24 protein-coding genes and 1 pseudogene are annotated in these 22,918 nt (G+C 69.5%); 11 read left to right on the top strand and 14 right to left on the bottom strand.

The genetic code is table 11. The annotated features are described in order from the left end of the window. Positions 1-13: 13 nt before the first annotated feature. Together D0D37_RS34535 and D0D37_RS34530 are read right to left on the bottom strand one after the other, a co-directional pair. Positions 14-262, bottom strand: a complete 249-nt coding sequence (locus tag D0D37_RS34535) for a hypothetical protein (protein ID WP_116204782.1) — start codon at positions 260-262, stop codon at positions 14-16. A 51-nt stretch (positions 263-313) separates the two neighbouring features. Continuing rightward, complete coding sequence (locus D0D37_RS34530; RefSeq protein WP_116204781.1) at positions 314-505, bottom strand: hypothetical protein; 192 nt, start codon at positions 503-505, stop codon at positions 314-316. A gap of 179 nt (positions 506-684) precedes the next feature. Here D0D37_RS34530 and D0D37_RS34525 point away from each other — a divergent pair, with 179 nt between their 5' ends. After that, positions 685-1,503, top strand: a complete 819-nt coding sequence (locus D0D37_RS34525) for a GNAT family N-acetyltransferase (protein ID WP_244223781.1) — start codon at positions 685-687, stop codon at positions 1,501-1,503. A 25-nt stretch (positions 1,504-1,528) separates the two neighbouring features. Here the strand turns inward: D0D37_RS34525 and D0D37_RS34520 are convergent. From D0D37_RS34520 to D0D37_RS34510, 3 genes and pseudogenes are all read right to left on the bottom strand, one after another. Next, positions 1,529-2,802, bottom strand: a pseudogene (locus D0D37_RS34520) (IS701 family transposase). Between the two features lie 173 nt (positions 2,803-2,975). Continuing rightward, complete coding sequence (locus D0D37_RS34515; RefSeq protein ID WP_116204779.1) at positions 2,976-3,854, bottom strand: SRPBCC domain-containing protein; 879 nt, start codon at positions 3,852-3,854, stop codon at positions 2,976-2,978. Positions 3,855-3,885: 31 nt separating this feature from the next. Further along, positions 3,886-4,587: an NAD(P)H-dependent oxidoreductase gene (locus D0D37_RS34510; RefSeq protein WP_116204795.1), complete on the bottom strand. Its 702-nt coding sequence runs from the start codon at positions 4,585-4,587 to the stop codon at positions 3,886-3,888. A 70-nt stretch (positions 4,588-4,657) separates the two neighbouring features. Here D0D37_RS34510 and D0D37_RS34505 point away from each other — a divergent pair, with 70 nt between their 5' ends. Further along, positions 4,658-5,641, top strand: a complete 984-nt coding sequence (locus tag D0D37_RS34505; protein ID WP_116204778.1) for a helix-turn-helix domain-containing protein — start codon at positions 4,658-4,660, stop codon at positions 5,639-5,641. A gap of 126 nt (positions 5,642-5,767) precedes the next feature. Here the strand turns inward: D0D37_RS34505 and D0D37_RS46930 are convergent, their stop codons facing one another. From D0D37_RS46930 to D0D37_RS34490, 3 genes are all read right to left on the bottom strand, one after another. Then, the gene (locus D0D37_RS46930) at positions 5,768-6,595 is read right to left on the bottom strand and encodes an NBR1-Ig-like domain-containing protein (protein ID WP_162834609.1); all 828 of its coding nucleotides are present in this window, start codon (positions 6,593-6,595) and stop codon (positions 5,768-5,770) included. A 111-nt stretch (positions 6,596-6,706) separates the two neighbouring features. Then, positions 6,707-7,543 carry an alkaline phosphatase family protein gene (locus D0D37_RS34495; RefSeq protein ID WP_116204777.1) on the bottom strand — a complete coding sequence of 279 codons (837 nt, stop codon included), beginning with the start codon at positions 7,541-7,543 and terminating at the stop codon, positions 6,707-6,709. 134 nt (positions 7,544-7,677) lie between these two features. After that, on the bottom strand, positions 7,678-8,538 hold the full coding sequence (locus D0D37_RS34490) for an alpha/beta fold hydrolase (RefSeq protein WP_116204776.1): 861 nt from the start codon (positions 8,536-8,538) through the stop codon (positions 7,678-7,680). Between the two features lie 70 nt (positions 8,539-8,608). On the opposite strand from D0D37_RS34490, the gene D0D37_RS34485 reads away from it, so the two are divergent. Next, positions 8,609-11,536, top strand: coding sequence for an ATP-binding protein (locus D0D37_RS34485; RefSeq protein WP_116204775.1), 2,928 nt, complete (start codon positions 8,609-8,611; stop codon positions 11,534-11,536). On the opposite strand, the gene D0D37_RS34480 is transcribed toward D0D37_RS34485, so the two are convergent. Both D0D37_RS34480 and D0D37_RS34475 read right to left on the bottom strand, forming a co-directional pair. Beyond that, entirely contained in the window at positions 11,496-12,014 is a 519-nt protein-coding gene (locus D0D37_RS34480) for a hypothetical protein (protein ID WP_116204774.1), read from the bottom strand. The genes D0D37_RS34485 and D0D37_RS34480 overlap by 41 nt on opposite strands. 100 nt (positions 12,015-12,114) lie before the next feature. Beyond that, positions 12,115-13,221 carry a C40 family peptidase gene (locus D0D37_RS34475; RefSeq protein ID WP_244223780.1) on the bottom strand — a complete coding sequence of 369 codons (1,107 nt, stop codon included), beginning with the start codon at positions 13,219-13,221 and terminating at the stop codon, positions 12,115-12,117. 80 nt (positions 13,222-13,301) lie between these two features. Here D0D37_RS34475 and D0D37_RS34470 point away from each other — a divergent pair, with 80 nt between their 5' ends. The 5 genes from D0D37_RS34470 to D0D37_RS34450 all read left to right on the top strand — a co-directional run bounded on the left by D0D37_RS34470 (position 13,302) and on the right by D0D37_RS34450 (position 17,269). Next, positions 13,302-14,111, top strand: a complete 810-nt coding sequence (locus D0D37_RS34470) for a biotin--[acetyl-CoA-carboxylase] ligase (RefSeq protein WP_116204772.1) — start codon at positions 13,302-13,304, stop codon at positions 14,109-14,111. Between the two features lie 83 nt (positions 14,112-14,194). Beyond that, a complete protein-coding gene (locus D0D37_RS34465; RefSeq protein WP_116204771.1) occupies positions 14,195-14,770 on the top strand; it encodes a PH domain-containing protein in 576 nt (191 codons plus the stop codon). A gap of 1 nt (position 14,771) precedes the next feature. Then, on the top strand, positions 14,772-15,701 hold the full coding sequence (locus D0D37_RS34460; protein WP_116204770.1) for a hydroxymethylglutaryl-CoA lyase: 930 nt from the start codon (positions 14,772-14,774) through the stop codon (positions 15,699-15,701). A gap of 418 nt (positions 15,702-16,119) precedes the next feature. Continuing rightward, positions 16,120-16,932: a TNT domain-containing protein gene (locus D0D37_RS34455; protein WP_244223779.1), complete on the top strand. Its 813-nt coding sequence runs from the start codon at positions 16,120-16,122 to the stop codon at positions 16,930-16,932. A 73-nt stretch (positions 16,933-17,005) separates the two neighbouring features. Further along, complete coding sequence (locus D0D37_RS34450) at positions 17,006-17,269, top strand: hypothetical protein (RefSeq protein WP_116204794.1); 264 nt, start codon at positions 17,006-17,008, stop codon at positions 17,267-17,269. 32 nt (positions 17,270-17,301) lie between these two features. On the opposite strand, the gene hisN is transcribed toward D0D37_RS34450, so the two are convergent. Continuing rightward, entirely contained in the window at positions 17,302-18,090 is a 789-nt protein-coding gene (gene hisN, locus D0D37_RS34445) for a histidinol-phosphatase (RefSeq protein ID WP_116204768.1), read from the bottom strand. Positions 18,091-18,132: 42 nt separating this feature from the next. On the opposite strand from hisN, the gene D0D37_RS34440 reads away from it, so the two are divergent. Continuing rightward, positions 18,133-18,834 carry a response regulator transcription factor gene (locus D0D37_RS34440; protein ID WP_009072764.1) on the top strand — a complete coding sequence of 234 codons (702 nt, stop codon included), beginning with the start codon at positions 18,133-18,135 and terminating at the stop codon, positions 18,832-18,834. Between the two features lie 12 nt (positions 18,835-18,846). Continuing rightward, a complete protein-coding gene (locus tag D0D37_RS34435; protein WP_116204793.1) occupies positions 18,847-20,130 on the top strand; it encodes an ATP-binding protein in 1,284 nt (427 codons plus the stop codon). 444 nt (positions 20,131-20,574) lie between these two features. On the opposite strand, the gene D0D37_RS34430 is transcribed toward D0D37_RS34435, so the two are convergent. The 3 genes from D0D37_RS34430 to D0D37_RS34420 are packed head-to-tail and all read right to left on the bottom strand — an operon-like array spanning position 20,575 to position 22,679. Beyond that, positions 20,575-21,099, bottom strand: a complete 525-nt coding sequence (locus D0D37_RS34430) for a GtrA family protein (RefSeq protein ID WP_116204767.1) — start codon at positions 21,097-21,099, stop codon at positions 20,575-20,577. 37 nt (positions 21,100-21,136) lie between these two features. Further along, the gene (locus D0D37_RS34425) at positions 21,137-21,637 is read right to left on the bottom strand and encodes a GtrA family protein (protein WP_116204766.1); all 501 of its coding nucleotides are present in this window, start codon (positions 21,635-21,637) and stop codon (positions 21,137-21,139) included. A 10-nt stretch (positions 21,638-21,647) separates the two neighbouring features. Then, on the bottom strand, positions 21,648-22,679 hold the full coding sequence (locus D0D37_RS34420) for a COG1361 family protein (protein ID WP_208720275.1): 1,032 nt from the start codon (positions 22,677-22,679) through the stop codon (positions 21,648-21,650). 59 nt (positions 22,680-22,738) lie between these two features. Between D0D37_RS34420 and D0D37_RS47575 the strand changes: the two genes are divergently transcribed. Further along, positions 22,739-22,918: hypothetical protein (locus D0D37_RS47575; RefSeq protein ID WP_208720274.1), on the top strand; the 180-nt coding region annotated here is incomplete at its 3' end.

Below are 22,918 nucleotides of genomic sequence, written 5' to 3'. Positions count from 1 at the left end.
TGGCGGAGCTTAGCTACTGCGCGGTTGCCGCGCGTGTGGCGTAGGACTCCCTTGTCACTGTTTCGCAGACCAGCACGCGGCCGTCCAGCGTGCCGACGGGGTACCCGACGGCGTCTATCGCGGTGACCTGGGTGGTCGGCGGTGAAGACCCACTGGGCTTTCCGTCGGGATAGGAGCGGCGGACTACGCAGGCGTTGCCGGGCTGTAGTCCGGCCCCGTTGTGGATCGCGGTGGCGTGGACGATCGAGTCGTCGACGAACACGCCTTGGACCGGTTCGACGTGTCCGCAGCGACGCCGCCGACCTGCAGTACCTCACGGCGGTCCTTCACCAAAGAGGTCGCGGAACGCCAGCGCGTTGACCGGCCAATGCAGGCTCATCAGGTGAACACATTCGAGCGTGTCGGCGCGGTAGACACGCACGCGGTTCCAGGCGGTCGGGCCGGGCGAACTCGCCACGGTGTGCCCGGCCCACAGCGGACGTCCCAGCGCACCCCCGACGGCCACCTAACCCGTGCGGGAATCGGTCTCGGTCAGCCGCACTTCGGCGAACCGGCCGTCGCCGAGAACCTGCTGGACGGTCAGCACTTCGGAGTCGGTCACCAGCGAAGCCTATGCCGGGCGGCAGTTGAATTTTCGGCGTCGAGCCGACCACCGCGGCAGCTCTCCGGCCTAGGGTGGGGACCGTGCTGCTCGCCGACGCCTCGGTCCGCTCGCTCGGGCCCGCCGACCTGTCCGCTTGCCTCGACCTCGGAACCGATCGCGGGTGGCCGCGCGAAGAACGAAAATGGGCGATGCTGCTGGACGTCGGCCGCGGATTCGGCATCGACGCTCCGGACGGCGGCCTCGCCGCGGCGGCGGTGCTCACCCGGACCGGGCCGACCGCGAGCGTCTCGATGGTCGTCGTCGCGGAGCGGTTCGCGCGGCAGGGGCTCGGCCGACGGGTGACGGCGCAGGCGCTCGACGAAGCCGGGGACGCCGTCGTGTCCTTGCACACCACGGAAAACGCGCGTTCGCTGTACGAATCGATGGGCTTCGAGTTCGACGGCGGCTGCAACGATCATCGTGGCCGGTTCACCGACGACGATGGTCCGGCGGCGCGGCCGATCGGTCCGGCGGACGTGGCGCGAGTGTACGAATTGGACAGTGCGTCGCAAGGCTTCGCGCGGCGGGAGTTGTTGAACCGCATGCTGTTTGAGGCCGACCACGTCCACGTGACTGACGAGGGTTACGCGCTTGGCACCGCGCAAGCAGGGGTGCTGGCCATCGGCCCGGTGGTGGCCGCGGACGAGGACCAGGCCCGCGCGCTGATCCGCGGCATCGCCCGCACCACGTCCGGCGACCTCCGGCTGGCCGTGGACCACCGGTTTCCGGAGCTGTCGGCGTGGTGCGAGGCGCGTGGGTTGGCGGTCCACGGTCCGGCTCCGCGGCTGGTGCTGCGCGGGAAAGCGTTGCCGGGGTCGGCGGAGGTGCGGTTTTCGCCGTATAACACTGCGCTGGGGTAGGGGGGCTCGTGAGTGCTAATCCCGGTTAGTACTCCAGCTGTAGTTCGTGATTGGGCGTTGGTTGCTGGTGTCGTCGCTGGTAGTGGCTTTGGCGGGCTTGGTGTTGGTGTCGTCGGCGCCAGGCGGACCAGGCCAGGATGTCGATGATCTTGCGTGCTGGTTGCAGGATGAGCTGGGCGTAGAGGTGTCTGATCTCGTTGCGTGTCAACGGGATCAGGCCCTCGGCCGACGGTGTGCTGCGAGCCTGAGCCGTGGCGATGGCGAGGAAGGCGTGCGCGAACATGACCAGGGTGGTCCAGCGGTACCAGGAGGTCCAGGTGCGGACCTGGTGCTCGTCGAGGCCGGTGAGTTCTTTGCTGGTCTGGAAGGCCTCCTCGATCGTCCAGCGCCGCCCGGCGACGCGCGCGAGGTCGGCCAGCGCGACCCGGCGGGGCTGTAGCAGCGGTAGAACGCCGTTTCCCCGGTCCGCCGGTTACGGCGCATCAAGATCCAGTGGTATCCGGTCTTGCCTGCCGGATGCAGCCGCAGCCGGGCCCACAGGTAGTAACGGCGGCCTTTCGCGCCGGCCCCGGCGGAGAGCTTCTGCCAGGCCCGCTTCGGCAGCGCGGCGGCGCGCTCATCGGCCCGCACGCTCTCCTCGCCCGGCCCGGGAACGCGGTGGTCGCAGGCCACGGCCAGCACATAGGCCTGTTCGCGGGCCTCGAGCGGATCGCGCAGGCCGGCGGCGTCTTTGCCGTAGGCCTCGTCCCCGGTCACCCACCCCACCCGGACTCCCGCCTCCAGCGCACGAGCGATCATCGCCAAGGCCAGCCGGGATTTCGTGGTGAACAGGGTCTGCGCGGGCACTCCGGCCCGGTCCCGCCGTGCCTGGTCCTCTGCCCAGCTTTCGGGCAGGTAGAGCTCGCGGTCGATGAACGTGTGCCCGGCCGGGGTGGAATACACCAGGAACACCGACATCTGCGAGTTCTCGATCCGTCCCGCCGTGCCGGTGTATTGCCGCTGCACCCCGACCGACTCGACGCCCTTCTTCAGGTCACCGGTCTCGTCGATGACCAGCATCGCATCCTCGACACCCAGCTGCTCGACCACGACCTCGCGCAGGTCGTCGCGGACCCCGTCTGCGTCCCATGTCGCGCGCGAGAGCAGGTTCTGCATCCCGTCCGGGGCCCGGTCTCCGACCTGCTCAGCGACGGTCCAGCAGTTCACCCGCGCCAGCCCGGCCAGCAGCCCCTGCACGAACCGCCCGGCCCGCCGACGCGACTCCACCCGCACGAACCGATGCCCGATCCGCAGCAGCATCTCGCCCAGCAGCGACTGCCACCCCGCAGGGTCTACGCTGGCAGCCGCGGCCACCACATGATCTTGAGTTGTCCTCACAAACACCCATGATCACGCGGTGGCCGCACCCATCTCACCGGCCCCTCCAGCAAGATCACGAACTACAGCTGGAGTATTAGAACCGGCATAGACACTCACGACCCATACCGCCCCCGCGCCTCAGCCCTCCGCTCCTCGCCCCACGGCTCCACTTCCACCCCGAACGTCCCGGCGAACAACGCGTTCAGCTGCTCATGCCGCGCCGTCAGCAGGTCTGGCAACAGATCCGCTAGCTCCTCCGGAACGGTCTGGGTCAGCTCCACCCGCACGCCGTCCAGCGGGTCCGCGGTCACTTCCCACCGCACCCGCCCGGCCGGTTTCCCGTCGTGCAGCCAGGTGTACGCCAGCACCTCCGGCGACCGCGACTCCAGCACCTCCGCCCCGTCTTCCGGCTGGGGCAGCCGCTGCCAGACGTCCTCGGCAGGCGGCCAGACCAGGTCGCGGCGGAAACGGATCGTCCCGCCGTCCAGGACTTCGCCGTCCTCCAGGCCGAATTCCTCGATGTAGTGCACCATCCGCGCGTGCCAGTCGGTCGGCATCTCCGGCGTCCGGCCGTCCAGCGTGGCTTCGAGGGAATCCAGGCAGGCGACCCAGCCGGTGACGTGCCGTCCCGCGCCGAGCAGCGCGATGTCCGGCTCGCCGCGGTTGAAGACGTGCGTGAAGGCGAGCTTGCTGCCCGCGCCGTCGGCCGACACCTCGATCCGGATCAGGTCCCAGTTCCAGGTGAACTCGAAGACCTCCGGCGGCTGGTAGCCGAGGATCTCGCCCTCGCTGACGTCCCCGGTCTCAGTGAAGGTGAACGTGATCTTCCCGCCCGGCGCCGGGGTCTCCGGCAACGTGACGGCCGCCGGGAACCAGTGCGCCAGCTCTTCGGGCGAGGTGACCGCGCGCCACACCTTCTCCGGCGGATGGGCCAGAGTCCGTTCGAGTTTCACGCTCGGTCGTCCGCCAGGAGTGGTTCGCAGGATCGCCATGCCCGTATATAACCACGGAGGTATATATGGGTCAAGCCGTCAGGTGCGCCCCGTACCCGGTCTGACCTGGGGCGACCTCGGGAAGCAGGACGAGCCGCCGGTCGTAGTCGCCGCCGTCCTGCGTGCGGTAGGGCAGCGGATCGGTCGTTTCCAGGGAGTGCAAACGTTTGCGCAGCTGCTCGGCGACGCAATCGAACTTCTCCGGCGTCATCCGGTTCGTGCCGGTCACCTTGAGCGGCGGCAGGACCGTCATGCCGGTGTAGAAGAGCGTGGCGTGCTGGACGTTGAACAGCAGGTCGTCCAGCGAACCGTGCGCGCCGCGCGGGCCGAGACTGTCCTCGTGCGCCCCGGCGGTGACGATGACCATCGCGCGTTTCCCGGCCAGCACGCCGTTGCCGTAGCGCAGAGTGTGGCCGGTTTCGTCGCGGTAGTCATAGCCGTATCCCTGCACGAAAACGCGGTCGAACCAGCCCTTCAGGATGGCTGGGGTGTCCGCCCACCAGAGCGGGAATTGGACGACGACCGTGTCCGCCCAGTCGAGTTTTTCGTGCTCGATCCGGACGTCCTCGGGCACGGTCGCGATCTCGTCGACGATCGGGTTCCAGCGCATCGCGTACAGATCGGATTCGCGCACGTCGTGGCCGAGATCGCGAAGGGTGGCGACGCCCTCGTCGCGAAGCGCGCCGTTGAGCGATGCGGGGTCGGGGTGGGCGTAGATCCACAAGACGTTCATGAGGCCAGGGTGCAACCGGCGAAACGGCCAAAACAGTGGCCCGATGGCCACCTTGTGCAAGAATCGGGCCATGGCTGTTTTTCGTCATCCGGAGCGGCACAAGGTCGCGGTGCTGGTGCGGCACGGCATGCTCGTGATGGAACTCGGCATCGTCCACCGGCTGTTCGGCCAGGCCAAATCCGCGGACGGCGAGCGGTTGTACGAGGTCGTCACCTGCACGCCGGAGCCCGGCGACATCCGCACCGATTCGGACTTCACCATCCCGGTCGAGCAGGGGCCGGAAGCGGTGGCCGAGGCCGACACGGTGATCGTGCCCGCGTCGTCGCTCGAGTACGAGCCCGCCGGACACCAGTTGACCGAGCAGCTCAAGCACGCGATGAACCTGGTGCGCCCGGACAGCCGGATCGCCTCGATCTGCACCGGCGCGTACGTGCTCGCCGCGATGGGCCTGCTCGACGGCCGCCGCGCGACCACGCACTGGCGTTCGGCATGCGAGTTCCAGCTCGAATACCCGCGCGTGCAGCTCGACCCGGACGTGCTCTACACCGAGGACGGCAACGTGCTCACTTCGGCGGGCGTCGCGTCCGGCATCGACCTCTGCCTGCACATGATCCGGCGCGACTTCGGTGCTGCGGTCGCCAACGAGGTCGCTCGCGGCACGGTCGTTTCGCCGCATCGCGAGGGCGGTCAGGCCCAGTTCATCCGCCGTCCGGTGCCGGAGCCGCGGTCGTCGTCCACCTCGGCCGCGCGGGCGTGGGCCTTGGAACACCTCGACCGGCCGATCACGTTGCGTGACCTGGCGATGCGCGAGTCGATGAGCACGCGGACGTTCACGCGGCGGTTCCGGGACGAGGTCGGGATGTCGGCGCTGCAGTGGCTGACCCAGCAGCGAGTGGAGCGCGCGCGGCAGTTGCTGGAGGAATCGGAGCTGCCGGTCGACCGGGTCGCCGCGGCGTGCGGATTCGGGACGGCCGCGTCGCTGCGCCAGCACCTGCAGGCCGCGCTCGGGGTCTCGCCGAGCGCCTACCGGACCACGTTCCGCCGTCCGGCCTGAATGCGGCGGTCCGTGGCAGCGCTGTTCGCGAGCTGCCACGGACCGACCCCCAGCGGCACTCATCCTTGCGAGCGGGCTGGGGTGTTCGGTACCCCGGTGACCAGGTCTTACAGAATCTGACACGCGTCAGGAGACGACCGTCACCAGGACATACACCGGACGGCGGGTCGTGAAGAACTCCGCGCCGTTCGCGTCGACCATCTTCCAGCCGATCCAGCAGCGTCCCGGCGCGGGCGAAGCGGTCAGCGGAACGCTCACCATCACGTGGTCGCCGGGCGGGGTGTCGCCGATCAGCACCCGGTCCGGGGTGCGGCAGGAGCCGGGGCTCGGCGGCAGGTCCATTCGCTGCAGGTACCGCTGATGCCAGATCACCGAGCCGGTGTTCTGCAGCTCCCACACCTTCTGGACGGTCTCGCCGACGTGGATTTCGGTGCCGTCGGGCACGGTCACGTCGCCGACGAACTTGGAGTTGTCGCCGGAGACGCGCGCCCCGACGTCGACCAGGCCGCCGCTCTTCAGTTTCGGCACCACGATCGCGGTGACGGCGGCGAGCAGCACGACGACGAACGCGACCGCGGCCAGCGCGTACTTGCGGCGACGCCGGGGTTTTTCCGAGGCGGCCGGGTCCGAGGTGATCAGCACCGGTTCCGCGGCCGTTTTGACGATCTCGACTTCAGCCGGTTCGGCGACGGCGGCCTCGGGTTCCGGCGGCACGCCTTTCAGTTCTTCCCAGCGTCGCCGCCACTGCTGTTCGTCGGCGTCGCACGCCCGGACGAACTCGCGCGTGGTGTCCCACGACGGGAACCGGGTGCCGCGAACCGCCTCGTGCAGTGTGGTGTGCGAGATCTGGCCGGAGCGGTCGGCCATCTTGCGGAACGACGGATTCCCGGCCCGCGCGCGCAGCGTGGCCAGTTCCGCGGAGAGCACCTCGGCGGCAGATTGCCCGTCGCCCATCGCTCTCCCTGGTTGTCAGATCCGCTGGTCGGATCAGTCTGACATTCCAGTTCGGCACAGCCGGGCGCACCCCGGCCGCGGCCCCGGCGAGGCGGCCGCGACCGGCGGGCGTCACTGCCAGGCGTCGGTGATCGGCGTTTCGTTCGCCGCGTTGGCGATGCCGGGGAGACCGTTGGCGGCCTCCATGGTGCGCAGCACGGTGTAGTGGTTGATCGTTTCCGAGTAGTCGCCTTGCTTCACGTGCGCGCCGGTGAAGCTCGTGTAGATCTGGTTCGTCGAGGTGCCTTCGTCCTCGTCGAACGTCACGATCAGCAGGCTGTTGTGCGTCTTGGCCCACTGTGCGTAGCCGTCGAGGTTGTTCTTCAGCCAGGTGTCGCCGGTGCCGACCGAGCAGTCGTGCATGTCGTTGCACATGTTCGGGGTCACGAACGCGACGCTGGGCAGCTGCGAGTAGTCCGACGGGAACTGGGAGTAGCGCAGGTTGCTCGACGCGGGCACGTTCGAGAAGTCGACCCAGCTGTTGTGCTTGCGCCGGTACTCGCCGGACGAGCAGCCGGTGTAGCCGTCCGACGGCATCGACTCCGAGTAGCCGGTGAAGGTCTTGCCCGCGCCGGCGAGCTGCGAACCGAGGTTGTCCACCGCGCCGAGGTTTTGCGGGCAGGTGTCGTCGGTGACGCCCTGGGTGTCGCCCGAGAACAGCGCGACGTAGTTCGGCTGGCTCGGGTGGGTGAGGGCGTGGGAGTCGGTGAAGTTCGCGCCTTGCGCGGCGAGCGAGGCGAAGTAAGGCGCGGTGGTCGAGTCGATCGACGTCGACGACTCGTTCTCGAACATCACGAGCACGACGTGGTCGAAGGTGGGCACGGACGCCGCTGCTGAGGCGGGTTGGGCGGCGGTTGCCGCGCCGAGGATTGCCGTCGCGACGGCGGCCACGATCCGCTTGCGGAACACAGGTCCTCCAAGATCGGTCGGGAAATGCGCTCAGGTGGGAGCGGCATAGACCGTGCCACGGCGAAGGTGTCCCGGAGAGCGGTCGGTGGGTGAATTACTGGCGACCACTCGTCCGGGGCACGACTTTCGGCGGGTCAGCGTGCGAGCAGGTCCCGCAGTGATTTCGTAACGCTGGCAGGGGAAGTCTCGGCCATGAAATGTCCACTGTGTACGGTTTCGTGCACACAGTCCGGTGCCCACGCGCGCCAGAGCGAGACCGCGTCGTAGCCCAGCGCGACACCCCAATCCTGTTGCAGCACGGTGGTCGGCATCTTGAGCTGATTGCCCGATTCCCGGTCGGCGCGATCGTGCTCGACGTCGATGCCCGCGGACGCGCGGTAGTCGGCGACGATCGACGGCACCGCGTTCCGGCTCGCTTCGAGGTACCGGGCGCGGATGTCGGCCGGGATGGCTTCCGGATTGGCGCCCCACTGGTCGAGGAAGTAGCTGAAGAACGCGTCCGGCGCGCCGCTGATCAGCTGCTCGGGAAGGCCGGGCGGCTGCGCCATGAGGTAGAGGTGGAAGGCGACCGCCGCGCTGACGCCGTGCAGCACGTCCCACATGTCCAGCGTCGGCAGCACGTCGAGGATCGCCAGGTGGGACACGTGGTCCGGGTGGTCGAGGCCGGCGCGGATCGCGACGAGCGCGCCGCGGTCGTGTCCGGCGAGTGCGAACTGCTCGTGTCCGAAGGCGCGGGCGAGGGCGACGACATCGGCGGCCATGGTGCGCTTCGAGTAGGTCTGGCCGTCGTCGGCGGGCTTGTCGCTGTCGCCGTAGCCGCGCAGGTCCGGGCACAGGACAGTGTGGTCGGCGGCGAGATCGGCGGCGACGTGCCGCCACATCAGGTGGGTCTGCGGGAAGCCGTGCAGCAGGACGATCGGCGAGCCGGAGCCCGCGACCGCCACGTTGAGCGACACGCCGTCGGCGACGGGCACCCGCTGGTAGTCGAAGTTCATGCGACCCAGCGTGCGCCGGGCCGATCAGCAACCGATCAGCGACGACCGAGCTGATTACAGTACGGAACCGATGACCATCTCGTTCTCGGTGCTGGGCCCGTTGACGGCCCACGACGCGCGCGGGCCGGTGGCGCTGCCCGGGCCGCGGCATCGTGCGGTGCTCGCGCGCCTGCTCGTCGCCCGCGGACAGGTGGTTTCGACGGACGCGCTGGTCGACGCGTTGTGGAGCGAGCCGCGAGCGGGTGCTGTCGGCGCGGTGCAGACCTTCGTCGGGGCGCTGCGGCGTTCGCTCGAACCGGACCGTCCGCCGCGGACGCCCGCGAAGCTGCTGGTCACCGCCGGGCCGGGGTACGCGCTGCGCGCTGAACCGGAGCAGGTCGACGCGTGGCGTTTCGCGGCATTGCTGCGGGGGACGCCGTCGGTCGCGCAGCTGGACGAGGCCCTCGGCTGGTGGCGCGGCGAGCCGTACGCGGAGTTCGCCGACGAGCCGTGGACGCGCGCCGAACGGGCTCGGCTCGACGAACTTCGGTTGCTTGCGCTGGAACGGCGGGCTGCTGGCCTGTTGGATCTCGGCCGGGCTGCCGAAGCGGTGCCGGATCTGGAGTCCCTTGTGGACGCTCATCCGCTGCGTGAGGAAGCATGGCGGTTGCTGACGCTCGCGTTGTACCGCGCTGGACGGCAGGGTGATGCGCTTGCCGCTCTGCGTCGGGCGCGGGCCGGGTTGGCAGCGGAGTTGGGCGTCGATCCTGGACCGGCGTTGCGGCAGGTGGAGCAGGACATCCTCGCGCAGGCCCCGCAGTTGGTGACGTCGGTTCCTACGCGATTGGCTGGGCGAGATGCGGAGCTGACGCGGCTCGCCGAGGTCGCGGCGGAAGTGGCTGACCGCAAGCGATTCCGGCTCGTTCTCGTATCCGGCGAGGCAGGCGCGGGCAAGACCGCGCTGGTCGAGGAATTCGCCGCGCGGCTGGGCTGGACTACGGCGTGGGGCGTGAATCCGGACGGTGCCGGGGTGCCGCCCGCCTGGCCGTGGACGCGGATTCTCGCCACACTGGGCGAACCGGTCCCGCCACGGCCTGCAGGCGGCGACCCGGCGGTGGCGCGGTTCGAATGGCATCAGGCGATGACCGCGCGGATCGCCGAGGTGGCTCGCCGGAGTCCACTGCTGCTCGTCCTCGACGATTTGCAGTGGGCGGGCGAGGAAACGCTGGCCCTGCTGACGTCGATGACCGCGGCTCCAGTGTTGTTGATCGCGACGTATCGGACCACCGAGGTTTCCGCGGAACTGACCGCCGCGTTGGGCAGACTCGCGCGCGCCGACCCGGTTCGGCTTTACCTCGGCGGGCTTTCGGTCGAGGCGGTGGCCGAGCTGGTCGGTCCGGAGTCCGCCGCGGTGATTCATCGGCGGTCCGGCGGGAATCCGTTCTTCGTCAAGGAACTCGCCCGCGCTTTGGATGCCGAAGGCGACTTGCCGGACGGAGTGCGCGACGTCGTCCGGAACCGAATCGCCGCGTTGCCCGACCACGTACGCGCGGTCCTCGGGAAGGCCGCGGTGATCGGTGCGGACGTCGACCTCGGCCTGCTCGGTGACGTCCTCGAAGAACTGGAAATCGCTGTGCAGGCAGGGTTTCTGACCGAAAGCGGACCACGAGCATTCCGGTTCGCGCACGCGCTCGTCCGCGACGCCGTGTACGACGATCTGTCGATGGCTCGGCGCGCTCAGCTGCATCGGGAGGTCGGCGAAGCGTTGGTCAGCCGCCGACCGTCCGAGATTTCCCTGCTGGCCCACCACTTCCTGCTCGCCGGAGACGATCGCGGCACCGCCTACGCGCAAGCAGCCGCGGAACGTGCTGAGCGGGATTTCGCACCCCACGAAGCACTTCGACTCTGGCAAGCCGCTTTAGCGCAGGGCCCGCGCACCGTTGAGTTGCTGATGGGACTAGCCCGGACGTCCGCGTTCACCGGTTCCTTGACCGCCGCGCGCCGCTACCGCGCCGAGGCCTTGGACCTCGCGGGCGACGATTCCGCGTTGACCATCCGGGTTTTGACCGCGTTCGACGTGCCGGGAATCTGGACCGAGAACGACGACCCCGCGCTGGCCCGCCGCATCGCCGACGCCGCCGAACGCGTCCACGCCACCGATCCACGCGTACGCGCCCGGTTACTGGCGACCATCGCGTTGGAACTGCGCAACGAAGGCGGTCAACGCGCGCACGACGCAGCCGTCGAAGCGGAGAAACTGGCGCGGTCCGCCGGGGATCCGGCGCTGCTCGCGTTGGCGTTGAACGCGCGCTGGACGCAGACCTTCACCCGCGCTGGGCTGGCCCCGGAACGCGCCCGGATCGGCGAAGAGCTGGTAGAACTCGCTGCCCGGCAACGATTAGTGACGTTCGAGGTGCTCGGTCACCTCGTGCTGATGCAAGCCCGCTCAGCGCTCGCCGACTTCACTGCCGCCGACACTCACGCGACCGCGGCCGATCGGCTGGGGGAGCAGTACGACCTCCCGCTCGTCAGCGTGTTCACCGACTGGTACCGCGCGCTCCGCCTGGCCGTCACCGGCCCGGTCGCCGCCGCGGAAGCCGCCTACCGCAGCTCCGCGACCCGGTTGTCCGGCAGCGGAATGTCCGGAGTGGACCGTGGCCTGCTGCCGCTGGCCCGGCATTGCCTGTACCTGCAACACGGCCTGGAGTCCACAGTGGACTACTCGCTGCCGTCAGATCGCCCGGACCTGTTCCTGGAACTGCGCGCTTGCCTCACCGCCTCGACCGGAGACGCACGCGAGCTGTACGAGCGACTGATCCCAGCGGAGAACGAACTAGCCGGTGCCGGTTCCGGCGTGGTGACACTGGGGCCAGTCGCCTATTACCTGGGCGAGTTGGCCGTCCGGCTGGGATTGCCGCCCGAAGAGCACTACCGCAAGGCCGCCGAAGTAGCCCGCCGCGCAGGTGCCTCGCACTGGGTCAGTCGACTACGTACCACTTGCCGCCGCGATTCTCCATAACCGCGTCGCCGAGGTCGCTGTCGGTGAACTTGACGGACGCCTTCACCGCGCTCGCCGGGATCTCGACCTTCTTGGCCCCGTCCTTGATCTTGGACCGGTCGACCGTGGCGGTCTGCAGGGCCTTCTTCTGCGTCGGGGAGATCAGCTTGAACGCCATCGGCATCGTCTTCTCGCACGGGCCCATGCCCTGGTCCTCCGCCTGCTTGGCGGCCGGACCGGCGATCTCGCAGACCGTCGCGAGGTCCTCCTTGCCCGCCGCGTGCATGAAGGCTTCGTACCGCTCGACCGCGTCGCCGCCGGTCGACTCTGCGGCGGATGACGACGGCGCCGCAGAAGTAGACGGCGAGGGCTGTGCCGCCGAGGAGGATGCGGGCGCGGTCGAGGGTGCCGGGGAGGCGGTGCCGCCGCTTTCGCCGGAGCAGCTGCTGATCAGGAGGGCAGCGCCTACGGCGAGAAAAGGGAGCATACGAGCGGACATGGCATACCTTTCCGGTCAGGAAGAATACGCCGGAGCATAAGCGGCAGACGGGCGGTGCGTGCGAAAACGGAAATCTTGCCGCTGGTCCTGAGACTCGACGTCAGTTCGCCGGATGCCCCGCCCCGGCGTAGTCGTCGCCGGGCCGGTGGAACGTGTGGATCTGGATCGCCTGTCCCTCGGTCGGCGCGTTGATCATCAGGCCGTTCCCGAGATACAGCCCCACGTGGTGGATGTGCGCCGGGCTGCCGTAGAAGACGAGATCGCCCAGCTGCGGTTCCTGCCCGCCCGGGACCTGCGGCATCGAACGGAACTGGCTGTCCGCCGTGCGCGGCAAGGAAATCCCGGCGCTGTCGTAGGAAGCCTTGGTGAGACCCGAGCAGTCGAACCCGGCCGCGCCCGCGTCGGGACCGTTGCCGCCCCAGACATAGGGCAGGCCGAGCTGTCCGAGCGCGAATCGCGTGGCGTGCACCGACGGCGCGTTGGACTTCGCCGGGTCGAGGGAAAGCGTCGCGTACAGCTGGGCGTAGCCGAGCACTCGCTGGCGAAACAGCTCCATGTCGCTGCCGTTCTCGTACCCGGCCAGGGCCTTCCACCAGCCATTGCCCGCGGACAGATCGACGCCGCTCGCGCACAGTGCGCGGCCCGCGGCGACGGATGCGGCCGACGGGTCGGTCAGCGCCGGGTTCGCGATGCCGGGGATCTGCGCGCCGTACTTCTTCCACTGCTGCGTCGAAAGCCCCATCGCGGAACCGTCGCCGCGGCCGTGGTTGTTTCCGGCGACGCCGAGGCCCGCCAGGGTGACCCACGACAGGTGACAGTCCGGGCGTTCCTTGCGCATGGTCAGCTCGCCGTTGGCGTACCCGAGCAACGCGGGGGCCGGGATGTCCAGCGGCCCGGCGAGCGAATCCGCCCACTTTTGCAGCGGAGCCGGACCACCGCCTCCGCCAGCCGCGCCCTGAGCCGGTTCCTGCGCTTGCACCGGAGCGCTTGCTTGCAGCACCGACGGACCGCTGACGGTCTGCGTCGGCACTGGCGCGGTGAGCGCGGCCTGCGCCGGAACGGGAGCGGGCTGATCGCGTCCGGCGACCAGCCAACCCGCGGTGGCGAGGCCGGCGACCAGCGGCAACGCCACGAGGCCACGATGCAGCGCGCCGCGAGCCCAGGCGGGCTTCGGCGGCGCGTCGGCGGTGGGGGTCTCCGGCGTCACGGCGTCCAATCTAGAAGAGCGCACCTCTGGGTAACGAGCGAACGGCTTGCACGTTAGGGGGACTCTCATATTGTGGGCACATGGCTGAACTCGACGCGGCGCGGCTGCGGGACGGACTCGGCGGCCGCTACGCCCGCCTCGACGTCGTGGAGACGACCGGTTCCACTAACGCTGACCTGCGGGAAGCCCTCACCGCAGGCGCGGAAGACCGGACCGTTTTGCTGGCCGAACACCAGACCGCCGGAGTGGGGCGGCGGGCTCGTTCGTGGAGTTCGCCGAAGGGGGCCGGGCTGTACCTGAGCATCGCGCTGCGCCCCGCGGGCGTGCCGTTCTCCGCGCTCGGTTCACTGTCTGTGGTCGCCGGTCTCGCGGTGCACGCGCTGGCCACCGATCTGGGCGTCGACGTCGCCCTCAAATGGCCTAACGACGTGCTCGCCGGGCCGGAGCGGGCCAAGTGCGCGGGCATCCTCGCCGAGGCCGTCGGCAGCGAGGACGCGGCCGTGGTGCTCGGCATCGGGCTCAACGTCCTGCCGCTCGGCGACGACGTCCCGGCAGGCCCGGGCGGTCTGCCCCCGACCTCGCTCGCCGAGCAGGGCGCGACGACCACCGACCGCACCGAGATCGCGCTCGGCCTCCTGACCAGGTTCGACGACCTCGAACGCCGCTGGCGGACAGCAGGCGGAGACCTCACCGAAGCCGGACTGCTCGGCGACTACCGCGCCCGGTGCGCGACGCTCGGCCAGGACGTCCGGGTGCAGCTGCCGGACGGGTCGACGCTCACCGGACGCGCCGCGGACCTGGACCCGTCCGGCCAGTTGCAGGTCGACGTCCCCGACGGCAGGCGGCTGACCGTTTTCGCGGGTGATGTGGTGCACGTCCGCCCTGCTTGACCGGAACGGGCGCGCCCGCGCGAGGCCAGCGCCGGTACGGTGGATCCACCACATCGGCACACATTCGCAGGGGAGCGCCCGCCGTGGCCTATCCGGACGATTTGCTCAGCCAGAACGAACGCGTGGTGGTGCACAGCCACCCGCACTTCAAGATGCTGATCTTCCCGTTCCTGGCGTTCGTGATCACCGTCGGCGCGGCGGTGTGGCTGTTCGTGGTCGCCAAGGACTTCGCCGGGCCGTGGAACAACATCACGATGATCGCGGTCGCCGCGGTGGCGCTGATCTTCGTGGTGTGGCTGTTCCTCGCCCCGCTGGTCCGCTGGCGCACGACGCACTTCATCGTGACCACCGACCGGCTGATCGCGCGCGAGGGCGTGCTCAAGCGCACCGGCATCGACATCCCGCTGTCGCGGATCAACAGCGTCCAGTTCGAGCACGGCCTGATGGACCGGATCTTCGGCTGCGGCACGCTCATCATCGAGTCGGCCTCGGACGAGCCGCTGCGCTTCGATGACATTCCCCACGTCGAGCACGTGCACACGGTCATTTACCGCGAAGTCAACGACAATCCCTACGACGACTACCACGGCGCGCCCGGTCCGCAGGACACCGAACCTCTGCCCCCGCGCGGCCGGGAACCGCGCGGAAGGAGACGCTGACGTGGGTGCTCGAGAGGTCGGCCTGCCGGAACGGGTCCCCGCGGGCGGATTGCCGCCGCGGGTCGAGATCTGGGAGGTCGGGGCACGCGACGGGCTGCAGAACGAGGGCTCGGTTGTGCCGGTCGAGGTCAAGCTCGAATTCCTGGACCGGCTCGCCGGCGCCGGGCTGACCACTCTCGAGGCGACCAGCTTCGTGCACCCGAAGTGGGTGCCGCAGCTCGCCGACGCCGAACAGCTGCTCGCCGGCCTCGACCGCCACGACGGCGTCCGCTACCCGGTGCTGGTGCCGAACGACCGCGGCCTCAACCGCGCGCTCGACGCGGGCGTCGACCACATCGCGATCTTCGCCAGCGCCACCGAGACCTTCGCCCAGCGCAACCTGAACTCGACGTTCGACGACCAGTTCGCCATGTTCGAACCGGTGGTCACGCGGGCGCGCAAGGAGGGCCTCGAGGTCCGCGGCTACCTCTCGATGTGCTTCGGCGACCCGTGGGAAGGCGTGGTCGCCGCGGAACAGGTCGTGCGCGCGGGCAAGCGGCTGCTCGACTTCGGCTGCTCGCAGCTCTCGCTCGGCGACACCATCGGCGTCGCCACCACGAACCAGGTCACCCGGCTGATCGAGGCGTTCGGGGACACCTCGGCTCTCGCCGTGCACTTCCACGACACCTACGGCCAGGCGCTGGCCAACACCGAGGCCGCGCTGCGCGCTGGAGTGTCCACTGTGGACTCGTCGGCAGGCGGCCTCGGCGGCTGCCCGTACGCCGAGTCGGCGACCGGCAACCTGGCGACCGAGGATCTGGTCTGGCTGCTGGAAGGGCTCGGCGTGGAGCACGGCGTCGATCTCGGCAAGCTGGTGGAGACCAGCGTGTGGATGGCCGGTCAGCTGGGCCGTCCGTCGCCGTCGCGGGTCGTGAACGCGCTTGCCGGATAGCGCTCCCGAGTTCGTCCCGCTCGGCCCGGGCGGGACGCGGGGGTCGCCCAGTCCGGCAGGCCACTGTTGACGATCGCCAAGAGCCCCAACGGTTTCCCGTTCTGAGCCTCGGCTCGGACGGTCCTCGCACCCAGCGGCCGGGCAGTCCGGCCGCTGAGCCGGAGAACGCACCCTCGTCGCTTCCGCATCCACCGAGGCGCGCTGCCGCGGTGGCCTACGGCGTCGAGCAGAGCGCGGAAAGCGCGGAGGGATCTCGCGACGCGTTCCGCCGCCGATCACGAGGAGTGCGGCCCGGCCCGCGCGTTGGTGCGGCGGCGAATCCCCGTCGCCCGATAAGGTGGGTTTCCCGCTCGTCCGGAACCTTTCGGTGCGAGCGGGCGTCCGACCCGGTGCCGGCACGACCGAGAAGAGGGTGCCAGTGTCCGACCAGCCCGAACCCGCAGACACCGACGTCGCCACCGGCCCGGTGCGCGTGCCCGTGCAGTACGGCGGGTTGCTCGAACGCGGCTTCGACGACGTGCCCACCCCGCCCGCGGGCACCGGCGTGCTGCCCGGGCAAAGCCGTCCGCCGGTCGGTTCTCCGCGCACCGACCGGGAAAGCGTGCTGGCGCTGTTCTCGGTGCACATGTTCCCGCTGGGCCATTTGCCGGTGGCGGCGGACCGTCCGGACCGGCAGTTGCCGCTGCCCTCGGACGGGGTTGCCCGGCGTCCGCTGTTCGACCATCCGGAATCGGCGCTGCTCGACGACACCGCGGTGCTCGGGTACGTCAAGCAGGGCTTCCGTCGTTCGCCCGCGCCGCCGGTCGATCCGGAGCCGCCCGAGGCGGTCACCGAAGGCTATGCGCCGCCGGAAGGTCCGGAATGGGAGCGCCGGTTCGTGGTCGGTGCCGAATACGTGTGGCCGCCCGCGGAGCGGTTCCCGGAAGGCGGCGTCGAGGAGCCGAATCCGGTGGTATTGCCGGAAAACACGCTGTTGGACCGCTTCGGCAGCGACCACGGCCGGGTGTTCGCGCCGGACGGCACGCCGTTCGCGGAGCGCGCTTTGCCGCCCGCCGCGCTGCGTTCCGGCTACCGCCGTTACCGCGTGCTGAAGCCGATGCCGGTGTGGCAAGCCACGTCGGCGGAGTGGTTCGACGGGCCGGGCGGCGGAATCCGCTACCGTGCGGTGCTCTCCGCGGACGAACTGGTCACGCTGGGATTCTTGGTCGACATCACGCGGGAGGCACGATGAACACCCAGACAGTGTTCTCTGCGGACGAACTGGTCGAGCTGGGTTTTTCGGCTGCCGTCACATGGGAGGCACCATGAACACCCAGTCGATTCGGAAGTGGCTGGACGTCATCGGAGTACCCGAAGAAGTCGTGTCGATCGGCCGGGAAGCGGACAACACGTGGTGCCTGCTGCCGACCGCGGATGGCGGCTGGGAAGTGTTCTGGCGCGAGCAGGGCAACCGCTACGACTGGGCCGCGTTCACCTCCGAACAGGTCGCCTGCCACTACCTCTTCGGCAGGCTGACCTGGTCACAGGTGGCGCGCGGCGCGGTCGGCGTGCTGCCCGGCGCCTCGTGAGTGTTAATCCCGGTTAGAACCGGGATTAACACTCACGAGGCCAGAACGGCCAGCGCTTCGTCGTGCAGCAGCCCGTTCGTGGACAGCGCTGAGCCGCCCTCGTAGGTCTCCGCACCGGAAAGATCGGTGAACCGGCCGCCCGCCTCGGTGACGATCACCTGCGCGGCGGCGACGTCCCACGGGTTCACGACGCACTCGGCCGCGACGTCCATCGCACCCTCGGCGACGAGGCAGTGGCTCCAGAAATCGCCGAACGCCCGCGACTCCCAGCACGCCTCGGTGAGCGCGAGGTACTTCTCGCGGGAGTGGTACTCGGTCCAGCTGTTCAAGTCCGTCGTGGACAGATAGGCGTCGCCGAGCGTCGCCACCTTCGACACCGACATGCGCCGTTCGCCCGCCGCGTCGCGCAAGTGCGCGCCTTCACCCTGAGCCGCCCACCAGCGTCGGCCCAGCAACGGCGCGCTGATCATGCCGACCACCGGAGTGCCGTCCTCGACGAGCGCGATCAGCGTCGCCCACACCGGAACGCCGCGCAGGAAGTTTTTGGTCCCGTCGATCGGGTCGATCACCCACGCCCGGCCTTCGCTGCCCGCGGTGCCGCCGCGTTCTTCGCCCGCGACCGCGTCGCCGGGCCGTTCCGCGGCGAGGATTTCGCGGATCGCGTCCTCCACGGCAGTGTCGGCGTCGGTCACCGGAGTGCGGTCCGGTTTCGCGGACACCGCGAGGTCGAGCGCACGGAAGCGGGCAGTGGTCAGCGCGTCGGCGGCGTCCGCCAGCCGGGTGGCGAGAACGAGGTCATCCGAGTAGGCAGGCACGGTCACGATGGTTTCACGCCCGTTCGCCGTAAGGTTGGCCAGGTGAGCATGGTCCTACTTGCCGAAGACGATCCGGCCATCGCCGAGCCGCTGTCCCGCGCGCTGCACCGGGAGGGGTACGAGATCGAGGTCGTCACCGACGGGCCGGCGGTGCTGGCCGCGACCGCCGCGCACCGCGTCGACCTGCTCGTGCTCGATCTCGGGCTGCCCGGGATGGACGGGCTGGAGGTGTGCCGCAGACTGCGCGCGAGCGGCACCGAACTGCCGGTCCTGATGCTCACCGCGCGCACCGACGAGGTCGACTTCGTCGTCGGTCTCGACGCGGGCGCGGACGACTACGTGGCCAAGCCGTTCCGGCTCGCCGAACTTCTCGCGCGGATCCGCGCGCTGCTGCGCCGCCGGGTGCCGGAGGTGCTGGAAGCGGGCGGCGTCCGGATGGATCTCGGCGCGCGACTGGTCACAGTGGACTCGCACGAGGTGCAGCTGGCGAACAAGGAGTTCGAGCTGCTGCGCGTGCTGATGAGCCGCGCCGGGCAGGTCGTGAGCCGCGACGAGATCCTCGCCGAGGTGTGGAACGACCTGGAGTCCAAGACGTCGAAGACGCTCGACATGCACATGTCCTGGCTGCGCCGCAAACTCGCGGTCGCCGCCGACGAGGCGGCGGGCAGGCAGGCGAAACCGGCGCACTCCGACGCCGAACGGCGCATCGCGACCGTGCGCGGTGTGGGATTCCGGTTCAATGTCGAGTAGCCGCCGATGAGCATGCGCCGCCGGATCCTGCTGGCGATCCTCCTCGCCGTGCTGGTCACCGCGGCCGTGCTGGGCATCCCGCTCGGCGTCACCGCGTGGCGGCTGGTGGAAAACCTCAACCGGGAAAGCCTGGCCGAACGAGCCCGCAACATCGCCGCGACGGTGGACACGCAGGTCGCGAACGGCCAGGAAATCGACCTGGAGCAATTCCGGGTCGGCGTTCCCGAAGGCGGCATGCTGATCGTGCGCGCCGAGGGCTTCAGCGAGAAACACTTAGGCGCGAACCCCGGCCCAGACCCAGTAGTCGAATCCGTGCCGACCGCTCGCAGCGGCACGGTGATGCTGGCAATCCCGAGCGGCCCGGTACGCACGAAGCAGACGCAGGTGACGCTGCTGGTGGTGCTCCTGGTGGTGCTGTCGGTCGGCACCGGCACGGTCGTGGCGACAGTGACCGCACGCCGCCTGGCAAAACCGCTGCGGCACGTCGCAGACCGCGCGTCCCGCCTGGGCGGCGGCGATTTCCGCCCCGATCCGAGCCGCTACCGCGTGGCCGAGCTGGACATGGTCGCGGAGGCCCTGGACACGTCCGGGTCCGCCTTGGCGCAGCTCGTGCAGCGGGAACGACAGCTGGTCGGGGACGTCTCGCACCAGCTGCGCAGCCGGTTGACCGCTCTGCAGCTCCGGCTGGAACCGCTGACCGGCCACGAAGACCCAGACGTCGCGGAGGAGTCGCGGGCCGCACAGGAACAGGCCGACCGCCTGGCCCAGGCCCTGGACGAACTCCTGGCCGCCGCCCGAGCCGCCCGCGAGGTGGATGCCGAGCCCGTCGATCTGCCGGTCGCCTTGCCCGCGGTTGCGGAGGAATGGCGGCAACTGCTGCGGGTCGAGGGCCGGAACTTACGGCTGAAGGTCGCGGACGGCTTGATGGTGCGCGTGACTCCGGCGCGGCTGCGCGAGGTGATCGGAGTACTGCTGGACAACGCCCTCCGCCACGGCGCGGGAACGGTCACGCTGTCCGCCCGTCGCGGCGACGCGGAGGGGACTGTGGTGATCGAGGTCGCGGATACCGGGTCCGGAGTGCCGGATGAAATCGCGCCGCACATTTTCGAACGCGGTTTTTCTGGTGGTGGTTCGACCGGTGTTGGGTTGGCTCTGGCGCGCGCCCTGGTCGAGGCGGACGGCGGACGCTTGGAACTGTCGAATAAGCGTCCGGCGATTTTCAGTCTGTTCCTGAAGGTGCCGCGCCCGGATGAGGTCGGGGAATTGCGATGGCCTGCGGAGCCGGTCCCTCGCTGAGCAGGACCCGGATGGCTTCCCGCAGGTCAATCGCGCTGCGGTGTGGTGGCTGCTGACCTTGCGGCCACTCGCGGTGATGGCTGATCCAGAGGGTGCGAATTCCGACGCTATGCGCACATTTTTGCGCGGCGTCATGGAAGATGCGCAGGCCTGTGGCGTCGAAAATGCAGTAACCGTCGACCGCTTCAGCTAGACCGGTGCATCGGATCTTCGCTAACTGGTTGTCCTGCATTCCGCTGGCGACGACGCCGATTCGCCATCCGGTGGCGTGCAGAGTGCCGAGGTCGTCCAGCGCATGCGGGTATAGCTGCCCGAGCCGCAGAATGCTCGCGCGGTAACTCGCCCACAGCTGTTCAGCTGGTTCGCCTAGCTCCCGTGGCCCAGCGGGAAAACGCACCGCCGAGGTCGGTCAGCGTGTCGTCAAGGTCGAACAGCGCCAGCCGGTCACCGGGGAAGCCGGGTGACCCCGTCCTTCCGCCGTTCCCCCAGCTCATCCGGGAACACCCACTTCTTGAACCCCCAGAATCGGAACACCATCGCCAGCAGCATGCCGATGATCGACCCGCTCGCGAAGTCCGCGACCTCCTGCACGAGCCGCGACACGTTCGGCACTTCCAGGTGCAGCCAGTAGCGCGAGATCAGCAGCGGAATCAGGTTCACGACCACTGCGACCCCGCTGATCACGAAGAACAGCGTCGCCTCGTGGGCGCGTTCGCGGCCGCCGCGGGTGCGGAACGACCATTCGCGGTTGAGCACGTACGACACGATCGTCGCGACGATGATCGCGATCGCCTTCGCCGTGGTCGGTTTCGACTCCAGCACGCTGAGCTTCAGCAGGTACCAGACGCCGTTGTCGACCAGGAAGGTCGTGCCGCCCACGATCGCGAACTTCAGAAGCTCCCGGTGCTTCACGAGCACGGAGCGCAGTGGCTCGGGGGTGCGGGCGAGCACGGTTTCGACGACGGTCACGTATCGCAGTCTAGAGAATTCGAGGTCACGGCAGGTCTCAGGCGGCCTTACGGTCCGGAATATCCGGATTGTCCTCTCGCACTGACTCCGGCCGGGCGCCCTCCGTGGGGAACACCCACTTTTTGAACGCCCACCAGCGGAACAGCGTCCCGAGCAGAGTGCCGATGATCATCCCGCTGACGAAGTCGGCCGTCTCCTGCGCGACCAGGCTCACGTGCGGCACCTGCAGTTGAAGCACGTACCGCGAAGTCCACTGCGGCAACGCATTCAACCCGAGCGCGACCCCGCTGATCAGGAAAAACAGCGCCGCTTCGTGCGCGCGCTCCCGCCCGCCGCGAGTGCGGAACGCCCATTCGCGGTTCGCGACGTAGGAAAAGATCGTGGCGACCAGCACACCGACGATCAGCGCGGTGACCGGATGGGTCCGCAGCACGGTGAACTTCAGGACATACGTGATCGTCAGCGTGATGAGGAAGCTCGTGCCGCCGACCATCGCGAAACGGACCAGTTCACGGTGCTTCGCCAGGAGTTCGCGCACGTGGCGGACGCTACTCCGTGAACCAGCCGAAGAACCCCCGGGGTTCGGCCGACGGCGGGCGTTTGTCGTGGTTATCGGGTTTGCCGGGCTTGCTGTTCGAACCCGGGTTCGGCGGCGCGCTCGTGGTGGTCGACGGGGTGCTCGGCGTCGAATCCGGCGTCTCGTCGTCGGGGGCCGTCGAGGTCGGCGGGGCGGTGCTCGGCTTCGGGTGCTTCGGCGGAGTCGGCGCGTGGCTCTTCGAGGTCGACGACGTCGGCAGCGGCACCGACGTGGACGAGAGCGGTCCGATCGTCGGCTCGTGGCACATGTCCCACCAACAGCCGAGCGGCAGCGCTACCGGCTTCGCCGAGGCGCTTCCGAGCGTGGCGTTGACGGTGACGGTGAGCGGACCATCGAACGGCTTGCGGTCCACACCGACCCACAACTCCGCCGTCTCACCTGGAGCCAGTGGTTTGACGCTGGTGCAGCTCAGGCTGGCATCGCCGGACGTGCAGTTGAACCGCTTGACGGTGAACGGCCCGGTAGCACTGTGGTCGAAGGTGATCGTGACGGGTTTCGTGCTCTGTCCGGTGTTCTGCACGTCGGCCCTGACGACCGGATGGAACCAAGGGCCGATCGTGTCGGCCCTCAGCGACAGAGCGTCCTGCGGGGCCTTGACCTTCACCTGGACGCGGACACTGACGTTCACCGAAGCACCCGCCGTAACCGAACCGGTCACCTCGCCGCCGCTCGCGTTCTCGTCCGCCTTCAGGCGGAACATCAGCACAGCCGACTGTCCAGGCTGCAACCCGCTGCCGGTCTTGCACGTGACCGTGCCAGTGCCGCCCGGGCACGCGATCTGCATCGGCCCGGACTGCGCGGCCGCTTCGCTGGAGTACGCGCCGACAGCGCCGCCGCCGTTCGCCCCAACCGCCTGCACTCCAGGCGGCAGGTTCAGCGTCGCCTGGACCGGATCGGACACCGAACCGCCGTCGTTGCGCACGGTGATCGGCAGCGCGACTGCCCCGCCGCCCGGCTGGAGTTCGACGCCGCTCGGCGGCATGGTCGCGGACAGCTGCGGCGGAGCGGCAGGAGGATTCTGAGCTGGCGGCTGCGCAGGCGGTGCGGCCGGAGGCGCCGCGGGCGGCGGCACGGCCGGAGGCGCGGGCTGAGCAGGCGGCGGGGCCTGCGGGGCCGGAGGAGCGGCCGGGGGAGCAGCTGGAGGAGCCTGCGGAGCGGGCTTCGGCGCAGGTGCGGGCGGAGGCGCCGCGGGCGGAGGCGCGGGTGCCTGCTGAGCAGCCG

Origin of the sequence: Amycolatopsis circi, assembly GCF_003385235.1 — a bacterium.
Lineage (GTDB): Bacteria > Actinomycetota > Actinomycetes > Mycobacteriales > Pseudonocardiaceae > Amycolatopsis > Amycolatopsis circi.
This window is presented reverse-complemented; position numbering and strand designations above follow the sequence as displayed.